9 protein-coding genes are annotated in these 14,286 nt (G+C 67.9%); 3 read left to right on the forward strand and 6 right to left on the reverse strand.

Going from position 1 to position 14,286, the window contains the following annotated elements:
• Positions 1–36 precede the first annotated feature (36 nt).
• Positions 37–897 (forward strand): LysR family transcriptional regulator, encoded by an 861-nt coding sequence (locus A6745_RS14695; protein WP_066128150.1) that lies wholly within the window; start codon positions 37–39, stop codon positions 895–897.
• A 485-nt stretch (positions 898–1,382) separates the two neighbouring features.
• Positions 1,383–4,580: an EAL domain-containing protein gene (locus A6745_RS14700; protein WP_066128153.1), complete on the forward strand. Its 3,198-nt coding sequence runs from the start codon at positions 1,383–1,385 to the stop codon at positions 4,578–4,580.
• 73 nt (positions 4,581–4,653) lie between these two features.
• Here A6745_RS14700 and A6745_RS14705 read toward each other — a convergent pair whose 3' ends face one another.
• The 4 genes from A6745_RS14705 to A6745_RS14720 form a co-directional block, all read right to left on the reverse strand.
• The gene (locus A6745_RS14705) at positions 4,654–5,430 is read right to left on the reverse strand and encodes a sulfite exporter TauE/SafE family protein (RefSeq protein ID WP_066128155.1); all 777 of its coding nucleotides are present in this window, start codon (positions 5,428–5,430) and stop codon (positions 4,654–4,656) included.
• 141 nt (positions 5,431–5,571) lie between these two features.
• On the reverse strand, positions 5,572–6,114 hold the full coding sequence (locus tag A6745_RS14710; protein WP_066128157.1) for an ureidoglycolate lyase: 543 nt from the start codon (positions 6,112–6,114) through the stop codon (positions 5,572–5,574).
• A gap of 25 nt (positions 6,115–6,139) precedes the next feature.
• Positions 6,140–8,473, reverse strand: coding sequence for a beta-glucosidase BglX (bglX, locus tag A6745_RS14715; RefSeq protein ID WP_082853098.1), 2,334 nt, complete (start codon positions 8,471–8,473; stop codon positions 6,140–6,142).
• Between the two features lie 165 nt (positions 8,474–8,638).
• The gene (locus A6745_RS14720; protein WP_066128161.1) at positions 8,639–9,394 is read right to left on the reverse strand and encodes an SDR family NAD(P)-dependent oxidoreductase; all 756 of its coding nucleotides are present in this window, start codon (positions 9,392–9,394) and stop codon (positions 8,639–8,641) included.
• A 207-nt stretch (positions 9,395–9,601) separates the two neighbouring features.
• On the opposite strand from A6745_RS14720, the gene A6745_RS14725 reads away from it, so the two are divergent.
• Positions 9,602–10,528 carry an AraC family transcriptional regulator gene (locus A6745_RS14725; protein WP_066128163.1) on the forward strand — a complete coding sequence of 309 codons (927 nt, stop codon included), beginning with the start codon at positions 9,602–9,604 and terminating at the stop codon, positions 10,526–10,528.
• Positions 10,529–10,624: 96 nt separating this feature from the next.
• Here the strand turns inward: A6745_RS14725 and A6745_RS14730 are convergent, their stop codons facing one another.
• Together A6745_RS14730 and A6745_RS14735 are read right to left on the reverse strand one after the other, a co-directional pair.
• Positions 10,625–13,129 carry a mechanosensitive ion channel domain-containing protein gene (locus tag A6745_RS14730; RefSeq protein ID WP_231886007.1) on the reverse strand — a complete coding sequence of 835 codons (2,505 nt, stop codon included), beginning with the start codon at positions 13,127–13,129 and terminating at the stop codon, positions 10,625–10,627.
• A 243-nt stretch (positions 13,130–13,372) separates the two neighbouring features.
• Positions 13,373–14,257 carry a LysR substrate-binding domain-containing protein gene (locus A6745_RS14735; RefSeq protein WP_066128170.1) on the reverse strand — a complete coding sequence of 295 codons (885 nt, stop codon included), beginning with the start codon at positions 14,255–14,257 and terminating at the stop codon, positions 13,373–13,375.
• Between the last annotated feature and the right edge of the window lie 29 nt (positions 14,258–14,286).

Consider the following 14,286-nt stretch of genomic DNA (forward strand, 5'->3'; position numbering starts at 1 on the left):
TGCATTCTTGTCGTTCACTTTTGTGAGGGGTCGAAAATGGAATGGAGCGACGTCCGGATCTTTCTTGCCATCGCCCGGGCGGGCACCCTGGGCGCCGCCGCCCGCGCCCTGCACCTGAGCCACCCCACGGTCGGGCGCCGCCTGCGGGCACTGGAGCAGGCCACGGGCCACACGCTGTTCCAGCGCACCGCCGACGGCTTCGTACCGACGGAGGAAGGCGCCGGCATCATCGCGCTGGCGGAGCAGATGGAAGAAGGGGCGCTGGCCCTGCAGCGCAGGCTGGCCGGGCGGGAACAGCAGTTGCAGGGCAGCCTGCGCATTTCGTCGGCCGACTGGTTCGGCGCCTACGTGCTGCCGCCCATCGTCACGGAATACACCCGCGCCTATCCGCACGTCGACGTCGAAATCCTGACGGGCACGCGCCTGTTCAGCCTGGCCCAGCGCGAGGCCGACATCGCGTTCAGGATCGTGCCGTTCGACACGCCCGACGTGGTGCAGCGGCGGCTGGTCAGACTGCCTTACGGTGTCTACGTGGCGGCGGGCTCCCCGGAACCCGCCTACGGCGATGGCGCGGGCTTCCGGCTCATCACGCACGACACCTCGACGGGCCAGTTCCCGGACATCGACTGGCTGAAGGAGGCGTTCCCCAACGCCAGGACCGTCATGCGTTCGAACAACCGGAACGTGCAGGGGCACATGTGCGGCATGGGCATCGGCATTGCCGTGCTGCCACGGGTGGTGGGCGACCGGATGCCTGGCCTGCGCCGGCTGAGCCTGCCCGCTCAACCGCCCACACGCGACATCTGGATGGGCTACCACCGCGACATGCGGCGGCTCCAGCGCCTGCGCGCGTTCATCGGCATGGTGACCCAGCACGTCGAGAACGCGCAGTCCTGACAACCCTATTTATCCAACGCCCAATCGATGGCGGCTTCGCGATGGATCAAGGCCGTATCGAAGACCGGCACGCCGGCGTTGCCCGCATCGAGCAGCATGCCCACTTCGGTGCAACCGAGGATCACGCCATCCGCGCCGCGCGCCAGGGCGCGGGCGTCGAGATCGCGGACATGCCGTCCAGGATCCGATGGTCTGCATTGCGTCCCGATTCAGAGGTTCGTCGTGGCCCGGGCCACGAGGACGCCCTCGGCTTCCGTGGCGAAGGAACGGGAAGGATTTGCTGGCGGACCGTCGCCCCCTCGCGACATGGCGGAAAACGCCTCTATCTGCCCGGCACAGAGTGCGCTATAAGACCTGAAGATTACAAAATGTATAAACCGGTCGCAAACGCACTCAAACTGCGTAGAAAATAACCACGGCCGGATAACCAAGGGAGAAACGCGGAGGTCCGCGAAGGCTTATCCGTGGCTCGGTTCGTCTGAAGCATGAAGCGCAATTTCTTTTTCCGGCTGCTGGCGCGGCTCAGAGTCGGCCGCAAGCTGCTGCTGATCTATCTCCTTGACCTGACAGCGGTCGTGTACATCAGCGGCATCCTGATCCACGAGAAGTACATCTCCATCGATTTCTCCGACAAGGAGATCCTGGGCAGCGCCTACATCACCACCGTGCGCGACACGCTGGTCGATGTCGCATTGGCCGGCGCGGGACATCCCGCCACACCCGGCGCGCTGGCACAGGCCCGGTCCGCGTTGAAACAGGCCGAGGAACACTACGGCGACGGCATGGAAAGCGCGCAGTTGAACGAGCGCCTGCGTGCCCAGCTGGCGGCGCTGTCCAAGCTGCCTCATCCCGATCACGATGCGCTGGCGCAGGCGCTGGATACGTGCCGCGCGCTGATCACCCGGGTGGGCAACCAGTCCAACCTGATCCTGGATCCGGACCTGGACAGCTATTACGCGATGTCGCTGTCGATCCTGCGGTATCCGGCCCTGCTGGATTCGGTGAACAGCATCGGGCAACTGCTGCACAGCGCGGACCCTGCCCTGCAATCGCATGAGGCCATGCGCGCGCGCTATCTGCTTCTGGAAGGCCAGCTGGATGCCGTGTTGCAGGGCCTGCGCTCGGATTTCTCGGAAGCCCGCGCGGCCAACCGCCGTTTGGGCGAGGCGCTGGCGTCTTCCATGCAGCACCTGCTGGCGGCCACCGACGCCTATCGCGACTCCGTGCACGTGGTGCTCGACGGCGACGGCTCGACGCGCGACGCGCAGGCGCTGGCCGGTTCGGAAACCACGCAGCGCGTGGTCGTGAGGGCCGTGAACGAGGCCTGGATCGTGACCGGCACGCAGCTCGAAGCCCTGCTGCACGAGCGCGTCAGCGGGCTGTATTCACGCATGTGGCTGCACCTGGGCACGGCGCTGTTCCTGCTGTTCAGCATCCTGTGCATGGTGTACTTCGTGGCGCAGCAGATCTCCAGTCCGCTGCGCCACCTGGCGCGCGTGATGGACAAGGTGCGCCGCACGGGCGACCACTCGCAGCGCGCCTCGTGGAGCAGCCAGGACGAGATCGGCCAGCTGGTGCGCGGCTTCAACGAAATGCTGGAGCAACTGGACCGCGAACGCGACCTGCAGAAGGAACTGGCCGCCACGGCGCGCGCCTCGGCCGCGCAGCACTCGCTGGTCGAGGCCACGCCGGTGCCGATGATGGTGACCTCGGTGCCCGGCCACGAAGTGCTGCACGCCAACCAGCCCGCGCTGTCGTGGCTGGGCGGCCGCACGACGGACCCGTGGATGCACGGCATGGATTCGTCGGTGCGGGCGCGCTTCTTCCAGCAGTTGTCCGACCACGATGCCGTCGATGAATTCGAGGTGCAGTGGAAGGCCGGCGACGAGCCGACCTGGGCCATGCTGTCGGCGCGCCGCCTGGATTTCCAGGGCCGCGACGCCATCCTGACCGCCTTCACGCCGATCAACCAGATCAAGCTGATGGAACAGCGGCTGGAGCTGTGGGCGAAAGTCTTCGAAGCCTCGTCCGAATCCATCCTGATCCTGGATGAAGAATGCAAGCTGCTGAGCGCCAACGCCGCGTTCTACCGTTCCACCGGGTTCAGCACGGCGGACGTGCTGGGCAAGGCGCCCGCCTTCATCCAGGCCGAGTCCGGCAACGGCGCGGTGATGGAGAACCTGGCCGGCTACGTGGAGCGTACCAGCACCTGGAGCGGCGAGGCGCAGATCCGGCGCAGGCATGGCCGCGAGTACCCGGCCTGGCTGATGATCAGCGCGGTGCGCGACAAGCACGCCAGCGTGTCGCACTACATCTGCACGCTGATCGACATCACCGACCGCAAGAAGAGCGAGGCGCGCATCCGCTTCCTGGCCGAGCATGACGTGCTGACGCAACTGCCCAACCGCGCGCTGTTCATCAAGCGCCTGGCCGCGTCGCTGGATGCCGGCGAACAGGCATCGCGGCGCTGCGCGGTGCTGTTCATCGACCTGGACCGTTTCAAGGACATCAACGACTCGCTGGGCCATCACATCGGCGACGGCCTGTTGAAGTCGATCTCGCGCCGCCTGCTGCAGGCGGTGCGCAGCGGCGATACGGTCGGCCGGCTGGGCGGCGACGAATTCACGGTGATCCTGAATGGCGTGACCGACCGCGCCGACGTGGAGGCGCTGATCGCCGAACGCCTGATTCCACTGGTGCGCCAGCCGCACGAGATCGCGGGCGTGACCTTGCAGGTGTCCTGCAGCGTGGGGGTGGCGCTGTATCCGGACGATGGCCTGGACATCGACACGCTGATGCAGAACGCGGATGCGGCCATGTACCAGGCCAAGGCGGCGGGCCGCAACATGGTGAAGTCGTTCTCGCCCGAGATGGCCGAGCGTTCGCGCCAGCGGCTGGCCATCGAGGCCGGCCTGCGTACCGCCGTGGCGCAGCAGGAACTGGCGCTGGTCTTCCAGCCCTGCATCGATGCGGACACCGGCAAACTGGTGGGTGTCGAAGGCCTGCTGCGCTGGACCTCGCCCACGCTGGGCGCGATCGCCCCCACGCAGTTCATCCCCATCGCGGAAGAAACCCGCCTGATCATTCCGATCGGCGCCTGGGTCATCGACGAAGCCTGCCGGCAGATGGCGGCCTGGCGCGCGCAGGGACATCCCGAAGTGCGCACGTCCATCAACCTCTCGGCCATCCAGTTGCGCGAACCCGGCTTGCTGGACACCCTGCGGCACAGCCTGCAGGCGCATGGCATCGGCGCGCAATGGCTGGAACTGGAAATCACCGAAACGGTACTGATGAGCCACGCCGAGAGTTATCTGGAAGCCATACGCGGCATTCGGGCATTGGGCGTGACGCTGTCGCTGGATGATTTCGGAACGGGTTATTCGAGCCTGAGTTATCTGAACCGTTTTCCGCTGGATCGCCTGAAAGTCGACCAGACTTTCGTGCGCGACATGCTGCACGGCCCCGCTGACCTGGCCGTGGTGAAGGCCATTATCGAATTGGGCCACGAACTGGGATTGCGGGTGGTGGCCGAAGGCGTGGAACGCGAGGAGGAAGCGCAGGCGCTGCGCAATATCGGCTGCGATGAATTGCAGGGTTATCTGTATGGCCGGCCCATGCCGGGTGCGCAGGTGCCCGCATGGCGGCAGGCATGGCAGGCGGCGCGCATCCCCGCGGAGGCATGAAACACGCCGGGAATGCCACCATCGCGGGCTACCCATATCGCCGGATCGCCATCCACGGCTTGAACGCCGATGGCTACCTCGACGACAGGATCGCCTGGACGATCTGATACAGCCCCAGCAGGATCAGGCTGTACATGAACCACAGGCGAAACGTCCGCGGCGGCAGGCCGCGGCGCAATCGCGTACCTGCCCACATGCCGGCCAGCGCGGGCAATAGCATCAATAGCGATGCCCCCGCGGCGCCCGGCGCATAGCCCCCGGCCAGCCACAAGCCTCCTGCCAGCGCCACGGTGGAAACCGTGAACGACACGCCCATTGCCTGGATCAGCCCGTCCCTGCCCAGCCCCAGCGCCTGCAGATACGGCACGGCCGGCACGGCGAAGACGCCCGTTGCCGCGGTGACCACGCCGGTGACGGCGCCCACCAGCAGGCCGGCCCAACCTTCGGCAGCCGGGTCGATGGCGAGCGGCTGGCCGAACAATCCCCACAGTGCGTAGGCCACCAGCGCCACGCCCAGCGCGGCCGAGGCCAGATGGCCCGACGGGGCCCCCAGCAGCCAGGCGCCGCCCAGCGTGCCCACGCACACGCCGATCTGCATGCCGCCGATGCGGCGCAACAGCGGACCCAAGGTATGGAATGGGCGGGCCTGCCAGACATTGGTGAGGAACGATGGCACGATGAGCAGCGCCGCGGCCTGCGCGGGCGGCATGAAAAGCGCCAGCAACGCCATGGAAATCGTCGGCAGGCCCAGCCCCACCACGCCCTTGACCAGGCCCGCCAATACGAATACGGCCGCGACAAACCCCCATGTCCCGGCCGGCAGGCCGGAAACCATTGCTGCAAGATCCATCCGATTACCCCTTCCCATGTGGCACGCCGATACAGCCGACTATTCTGCTTGCCGGGGGCCGGCGGGCATATCGGTCTTTGCTTGAGCGTGGTTCAGGCGGGGCTTGAGGCTTGATGATCTCTCCCCGCCCAGGCGGCCGGGTCAGGCCGGCGCCAGCATGCATCCCTCGAATGACACGATGGCGCTTTCCGCCGCGGCCTCCCGGCCGTCCAGATGCGCCACCAGATCGGCGGTGGTGGACCGCCGGGTCAGCATGAGACACGTGACTTCGCCGGGCGTGGCGATACGGGTCGCGTGCCAGCACCCCGGCTTCATGCAGATGCCCTGGCCCACCGGCACCTCGAACGCCGCCAGGGTGGCCGCATCGGGCAGGCCATCGGCCCCGCTGGCCGCCACCACCTGGATGACCGGTCCCGTCAACGGCACGATCGCCTGCTGCGTCAGCAGATGCACTTCGAGATTGCCCACGGCACGGTCCGCGTTGCGGTAGTTCACCCACAGCACTTCGGTTTCCCCGCCAGCGCCGGGGTCGAATACGTGCTCCTGCCAGAAATCGGTGGCGGGATTGCTGAACACGGGCGTTCCCGCGCCCGCGGCGGGCAGGGGCTTGCCCAGCATCCAGCCATACGGGGCAAAGGCCCGCGCGTCCAGCCTGCATATGCCCAACGTCCTGATGCCTTCCATGAAGCCTCCAGCCTGGGGAATGACGTTACCGCAGCACGAAACTGGCGACGTTCGCATCGCGCGAATCCAGCCCCAGGTACACGTTGAATCGTCCCGGCTCGACGTTGAAACGGCCCTGCCCATCGTAGAAGCCCATCTGCGCATCGCCGATCTCGAAGCTGACCACGCGCGACTCGCCGGCCTTCAGGAATATCTTCGAAAAGCCCTTCAGCTCTTTCACCGGACGGCTGATCGAAGCGACCGGATCCTGCACATACAGCTGCACCACGGTCTCGCCATCGCGCTGCCCGCTGTTGCGCACCGTGACGCTGGCCGTGAGCTTGCCGCCGCGCGCCAGTTGCGCCGTGGACAGCGTCACGCCCGACAGGTCGAACGTCGTGTAGCTCAGGCCATAGCCGAACGGATAGAGCGGTCCGTTCTCGTGATCGAAATAACGCGAGGTGTACTTGTTGGGCCTGGCCGGATCGAAAGGCCGGCCGGTGTTCAGATGGTTGTAGTACAGCGGCACCTGTCCCACCACGCGCGGGAAGGTCATCGGCAGCTTGCCCGAGGGGTTGTAGTCGCCGAACAGCACATCGGCGATGGCGTGGCCGCCCTCGGTGCCCGCGTACCAGGTCTCCAGCATGGCGTCGGCATTGGCGTCTTCCCATTCCAGGGCCAACGGCCGGCCATTCATCAGCACGATCACCAACGGCTTGCCCGTGGCCTTCAGCGCGCGCAGCAAGGCGCGCTGGCTGTCGGGAATGACGATGTCGGTGCGGCTGGACGCCTCGTGCGCCATGCCCTGCGACTCGCCCACCACGGCCACCACCACGTCAGAGGCGCGGGCCGCCTGCACGGCCTCGTCGATCATGGCCCGCGGCGTACGCGAATCGACTTCGACGTCCTTCTCGAACTCGTTCAGGTAGGTCACGATGCGGGCATCGTCGATGACGTTGGCGCCCTTGGCATAGCGCAGCGTGGCGCGGCCGGCGGTGGCTTCGGCCAGGCCCTGGTACACGGACACGGCCTGGCGCGCCTTGCCCGCCGCCGACCAGTTGCCCATGACGTCGCGCTGGCTCCTGGCCAACGGGCCGATCACGGCAATGGTGCCCTGCTTGCGCAACGGCAGCGTGCTGGCGCTGTTCTTCAGCAGCACCAGGCTACGGCGCGCCACGTCCCTCGCATCGGCACGGTGCAGGCGGTTCTCGGCATCGTTGTCGGCGGGATCGTCCGCAGCCCGACCCACGTGACGATACGCGTCACGGAACAGGCCCAGGTCGTACTTCACGCGCAGCACGTCGCGCACGGCGCGGTCGATGTCGGCGATGGCGACCTCGCCGCTCTTCACCAGGGGCTCCAGATCCGTGCCGTAGACCTTGTCGTTCATGCTGAGATCGGTGCCGGCCTGGATGGCCAGGCGCGCGGCATCGCGGCCATCGGCGGCCACGCCATGGCGCAGCAGTTCGAGAATGGCGCCGTGGTCGCTGATGGTGATGCCCTTGAAGCCCCACTGCTTGCGCAGCAGGTCCTGCAGCAGCCATTTGTCGGCGGTGGCGGGCACGCCGTTGACGGCGTTCAGCGCGACCATCACGCCGGCCGCGCCCGCGTCGATGGCGGCCTTGTAGGGCGGCAGGTAGTCCTGGTACATGCGCTGCGGGCTCATGTCCACGGTGTTGTAGTCGCGCGCGCCCTCGATGGCGCCATACATGGCGAAATGCTTCACCGAGGCCATGATGGTGCCGGGCGCGGACGGATCGTCGCCCTGGTAGGCCTTGACCAGCGTGGCGCCGATCCGCGAGGTCAGGTACGTGTCTTCGCCATACCCCTCGGAATTGCGGCCCCAGCGCGGATCGCGCGAAATGTCCACCATGGGCGAGAAGGTCAGGTTCAGGCCGTCCGCGTTGGCCTCGATGGCCGACACGCGGCCGCTGCGCGCAATGGCGTCCATGTCCCACGACGAGGCCAGGCCCAGTCCGATGGGAAACACGGTACGGTGGCCATGGATCACGTCATACGCGAAGAACAGCGGGATCTTCAGGCGGCTTTGCATGGCCGCGTCCTGCAGCACGCGGATGTCGGGCCGGGTGACCGTGTTGAAGATGGCGCCGACCTGGCCCGTGCGGATCTCGTCCAGCAACACCTCCTTGCGCGCGTCGGGGCCCGCATCCACGCTGCGCAGGCGCAGCTGGCCGATCTTCTCCTGCAGCGTCATGCGCTGCATCAGGGCATCGATGTCGCTTTCGCGGGCTTGCGCGGCCTGCGGCGCGGGCGCGGTGCCGGGGCTGGCCAGCGGCTGGGGGGATGGCTGGGCGCAGGCGGCCAGCAGCGCGGCGGCCACGGCGGCGGCCAGCAGCTTCAAGGAGAAAAGCCTGTTCATGGGCGAAAAGTGCATGCGGGGAATGGAAAGCGCCGGACCGGAAAGCCGGCGCCTGAAAATCGCTTGAAAGCAGCGCGCAGTGTGCCATACCGCCACCTCGCACGCGCCTGCGGTTTCCCCGCTTGCGCTGCCCCGCAACGTCCATGTTCCGGGGCAGGCGCGGCATCACACGAACATGCCTCCCGACACCTCGATGCGCTGCGCGGTCAGCCAGCGGTTCTCGTCGCCCAGCAGCGCGGCGATCATGGGGCCGATGTCGTCCGGCACGCCAGCGCGGCCCATGGCGGTATTGCTGGCCACCAGCTTGTTCAGGCCGGCATCGTCGCGCACGTGCCCCCCGCCGAAGTCCGTCTCGATGGCGCCCGGCGCCACCGCGTTGACGGCGATGCCGCGCGCGCCCGCTTCCTTGGCCAGGTAGCGCGAGAACACTTCGATGGCGCCCTTCATCGACGCATAGGCCGCGTAGCCGGGCATGGCGAAGCGCGCCAGGCCGCTGGAGAGGTTGACGATGCGGCCCCCATCGGCGATCAGCGGCAGCAGCTTCTGCGTCAGGAAGAAAACGCCCTTGAAGTGCACCTGGTACAGGCTGTCGAAGGCCGCTTCGGACATCTCGGCGATCAGGCCGGCCGCGCCATGCCCGGCGTTGTTGACCAGGAAATCGAAGCGGTCGCGGCCCCAGGTGGCCTGCAGCACGCGGGCGGCCTCGGCGGCGAAAGCGGGGAAGCTGGCGCTGTCGCCGGTATCCAGTGGGAGGGCCACGGCGCGGGCGCCCAGGGCCTGGATCTCGGCCACGGCCGCATCGGCCTCGGTGCGATTCGCGCGATAGGTGATGATGGAACCCGTGCCGCGGCGGGCCAGGCTGACGGCGGTGTTGCGGCCCAGGCCGCGGCTGCCGCCGGTGATGATGGCAATCTTTTCCATGGCGTTTCCAGAAATTAGCGGAAGATAAAGGGGAAGAACACGGGAAAAGTCTATGCCTGGGCGGGTCCGCCAGAAATATCGGATCTCTCGAATTTCATGCCTGATCCTACAAACCGCGATACGCTCGCGCGGGGCCTGAACTAAAATCCGTCCATGCCCATCCCCCAGGCGCATGAATTGCCTTGCCATCCGCCGAAGCCTTCGCCCATGCCGCAGTCCGCGCTGAAAAACGCCATTGCCCGCTATCTCGATGCCCGCCATCCGGGCGAGAACGGCGCCTTCGCCACGGCCGTCGACGGCCTGGCGCTGATGCGCAACACCCGCACGGACGTGCTCAATCACATGGTCTACCGCCCGGCGCTGTGCCTGGTGGCGCAGGGCGCCAAATGCGTGATGCTCAATGACCAGGTGCTGCACTATGCCGAGATGCAATCGCTGGTGATCAGCGTCGAGTTGCCCGGCGTGGGCCGCGTCACCCAGGCCACGCCCGACCGGCCCTACCTGGCGATCGCGCTGGAGTTCGATCCGCTGATCCTGCGCGAGGTGCTGGCGCAGTTGCCGGTGCGGCCCGCCCCGGCCGCCCCCGGGCTGGGCCTGTACGTGGAAGACACCGACGCCGCGCTGGCCGACTGCATGCTGCGCCTGGTGAACATGCTGGAGACGCCCGTCATGCTGGCGGTGCTGGCCCCGCTGCTGATGCGCGAGATCTGCGCACGATTGCTCACGGGCCCTCACGGCGGCCGGCTCTGTACGCTGGCGCTGCCCGCCGGCCACGCGCACCGCGTGGGCGAGGCCATCCGCCTGCTGCGCGCGGAGTTCGCGCGCGCCCTGCGCATCGAGGAACTGGCGGCCGCGGCCAACATGAGCACGTCTTCGTTCCACCAGCACTTCAAGCAACTGACTTCGATGACGCCATTGCAATACCAGAAGCAGTTGCGCCTGCTGGAGGCACGCCGGCTGATGCTGGTGGAGAACGCCAACGTGATGCGCGCGGCCTATCAGGTGGGCTACGAAAGCCCGTCGCAGTTCAGCCGCGAATACACCCGGATGTTCGGCGTGCCGCCCAAGCGCGACGCGCTGGCCTCGCGCAGCCTGGGGATGGCGGACATCCAGGCGTACCGCGTCGCGGCCTGAGCCAGCCCGAAACCCGCGGCAGGAGGCCCGGGCTTGCAAGCGGCCGCCCGGTTCGCCAGGCGCAAGCCGCGGGACGTCCCCGCCCCGCCGCCCCCATCAGGTCTTGGGACGTTCCGGCTCGGTGGCCGAAGCCGGTCCCCCCTGCGCCTGCGCGGCCTCGTCGGCCAACCCCTCGTTGCGCGCTTCCAGCTCGTTGCCCAGCACGTCGGCGGGATTGCCCTCGGTGTCCTCCCGCTTCAGCTTGCGCCGCGTGTGGCCGGCCGCGCGGGCACCCTCGCCCGGCACCTGCGGCCGCTCGGTCTGCATGGCCACGTTGGCCGGCGGCGCGTAGCCCTGCTTGTCCTGGCCGAAGTAGACGACCATGTGCGGATACGGCAGTTCGATGCCGGCGGCCTCGAAGTGCTTCTTGACCAGGCGGTTGTAGCCACGCTGCACGGCCCACTGCATGCCCGGCGTGGTCTTGATCAGCACGCGGATGGTGACGCCCTTCTCGTTGACGGCGGTGACGCCCGGGATAGTGATGTCCTCGATCACTTCGGGCGACAGCACCGGATCGGACATCAGCTCGGCAAAGGCGCTGCGCAGATGCTCGACGGCGTCGTCCACGCTCTCGCGGTGCGCGATGGTGTACTCACCAAGATGATAAGAAAAATCACGCATGTGGTTGGCGACCACGTCCACCGACGAGAACGGCACCAGGTGATAGCCGCCGTCCAGCGTGCGGATGCCCACGGAACGGATGGTCATTTTCTCGACCGTGCCGAACACGCCCGCGACCTGCACGACGTCGTTCTCGTTCATGCCGTTTTCCAGCTGGATGAAGACACCGGTGATGATGTCCTGCACCAGCTTCTGCGCCCCGAAGCCAATGGCCAGGCCGACGACACCGGCACCGGCGATCAGCGGGCCGATGTTGATGCCGATCTGCGACAGGATGATCAACGCCGTCATGGTGACGATGACGATCAGCGCGGCGTTGCGGAACAGCGACAGCAGCGTGCGTTCGCGCGCGCTGGGCATGGGCCGGCCGTCGACCTGCGTCAGGCGGTGCTCGATGAAGCTGGCGATCACGGTCCAGGCCAGCGCGGCGATCAGCAGCACGATGACCACGTTCACCACCATGCGGATCGCCGTGGCGCCCGCGTCGGAGGCCAGCCAGTACGACAGGTCGAAGGCGCGCCAGGCGTCCAGGATCAGCAGCAGCACCACGATGCGGATGATCCAGCCCATGATCTTCAGGCCGGCCGGCACGTAGGAGTTGACGCGCGCCTCCAGCATCGGCAGGCGACGGCGCAGGTCGTCGGACAGCTGGATGGGCCTGCCCAGGAAGGTGTTCATCAGCAGGATCAGCAGGCTGCCGCCCCCGATGGCCACCAGGGTCTGCACCGTCGCGTGCGCCATGAAGGGCAGCGCATTGAGCGGATCGATCTGGCTCACCACCAGCAGCACCGTGAAATAGGCGATGCCCAGCAGGTGCCAGATGCGCGACAGGAAGCGCAGCCGCGAACCCATGAAGGTGGTGGCGTTGGTCGCGCGCTTCTCAAGGCGCTCGCGCACGATCAGGCGGTTCCGCCAGATGCCGCGCACGGCGTATACGTACACGATCAGCATGATGACCATGCCGGCCAGGCGGCCCAGCGCGGGCGACAGGGTGGCGGTCATCACCGGATCGACCAGCATGGTGCCGTAACCGGCGCCCGCGGCGATCAGCACCAGCCAGCCGTTCCAGTACTTGGCGGGGCCATCGGCCAGCGACACCAGGCGCAGGTGGGGATGGCGCACGGCGAACACGGTGCGGATCAGCACCTTGACGATCTCCACGGCCACGAAGGCTTTCAGGAAAACCAGCGCGAGAGCATCGAGCGTGCCGCGGCCCGGGGTGGACCACAGCGCGGCGCTGCTGCCAGCCATGGCGGCCAGCAGCACCACGGCCACGTCGATGCCCAAGGCGCCGATGATGGCGCCCGCGCGGCGGCAGAGCACCCGCAGGCTGGCATGGTGTCCCGGCTCGGGGCGGGCGACGCCCTCCTGGCCCAACTCGCCGACCCAGCGGTCGATGCGGCCGTAGATGCGCATGGCGATCATGCGCAGGATGGCGAAGGCGACCAGGGTGACCAGGATGGCCAGGGCCAGCGGCAGCAGCGCCTGGCTGGCCGTGCCGGCTTCCAGGCGCAGGCTTTGGCCCGAGGCCAACGCGCGCATGTCGTCCACGCCCTGGCCCATGTCGGCGGCCACGCCGGACAGGAAGCGCTGGGCGCCGTCGGTGATGCGGTCTTGCAGGCCTGGGGGCGCGGGCCGGCCGGCGACGGGCGTGCCGCCGGGCGTGGCGGGGGTGGCATTGGCCGCCGATGGGGCGCCGCCGGCAGCGGCATTGGAGGCCGCCGGCGCATTGCCCGTGGCGGCCGATGCGCCGCCACCCGGGACCTGCGCGCGCAACTGGTCGATCAGGGTCTTTCTGGTGTCGGGATTCTCGAGCAGATCGGCCAGCGCCGCCGGTGTCAGGCCCGGAGCGGCAGCCGGCGCCTGTTGCTGCGCCGCCGCCGGAGGATTCGCAACCTCCGCCGCCATCGCCCGCGTCGACACGCAACTCAACAGCGCCATCAGCATCGCCACGGCCCACCAGGGCCGCGCCCGCCTGTGCCGCCACAGGCCGGCGGCGTGATTCCAAAGAAGGATGAAGGTCGATGCTGTCGCTGCGAGTCGAACCACTAACGAATCTCCTGTTCGAAAGGATGCAAGGCGGTGGCCGGACGGAGCCGCGCATGCGGATGCGCCGGGTCCGGGGCCCTGCCCGATGATAAATCCCCGGCGGCGGCAGGCGCCACCCGCCCCCATTACGAGACGCTACAGGGCGGCCGTTTCCTTCAGCAGCCAGCGCTCCACCGCCGCCGCGGCGGCGGACCTCGGGCCCTGCGCGGGCCGCACCACGTAATAGGCCATGCCTTCCAGCGCCGGCCCGATCGGCGCCCGCAGCAGGCCCAGCTTCAATTCCTCCTGCACCAGCGCCAGGCTGAGCAGGGCCACGCCCTGCCCCGCCACGGCCCCCTGGATCGCATGGCTTTCATCGGAATAGCGGATACCCGCCGACACATCGATCCCGGGCTGACGCGCGACACGCGCCCATTCGGCCCACGTCAGGTCGACGGGCAGCTTGCGGTGCCAATCGAAATGGATCAACGCGTGCCGCCGCACGTCGGCGGCACGCCGGATCTTCAGATGCGGACTGGCGACCGGCGCGTAGCGGTCGCGCATCAGCAACGTGGCGCGCAGCCCTGGATACGCGCCCGTGCCATAGCGGATCGCCAGATCGGCCGTGCCGCCGTGCAGGTCGACAGGATCGTTCGACGCGAGCACCCGCAGGTCCATGCCGGGATGGTCCGCCTGGAACGCAGCCAGGCGCGGCACCAGCCAGCGCGCCGCGAACGCGGGCGTGGCCGACAGCGTGGCCGAGGGGCGTTCCCGTGGCCGCAACCGCTGCACGCCGGCCTCGATCGCGGCGAATCCGTCGTGCACGGAGGCATACAGCGCCTGGCCCGCAGGCGTCAGCTCGATGGCCCGGGTCTTGCGGACGAACAGCCGGCAGTCCAGGCTGGTTTCCAGCACGCGGATGCGATGGCTGATCGCGGTGGCCGTCACCGCCAGTTCATCGGCGGCATGCTTGAAGCTGCGCAGGCGCGCGGCCGCCTCGAAGGCATGCAGCGCAACCAGGGAAGGCAATCGGGAAGACATGGCGCACCCAGGTGTCCAGAGACGATATG

It is taken from the genome of Bordetella ansorpii, assembly GCF_900078705.1.
In the GTDB taxonomy this organism is placed as follows: Bacteria; Pseudomonadota; Gammaproteobacteria; order Burkholderiales; family Burkholderiaceae_B; genus Bordetella; species Bordetella ansorpii_A.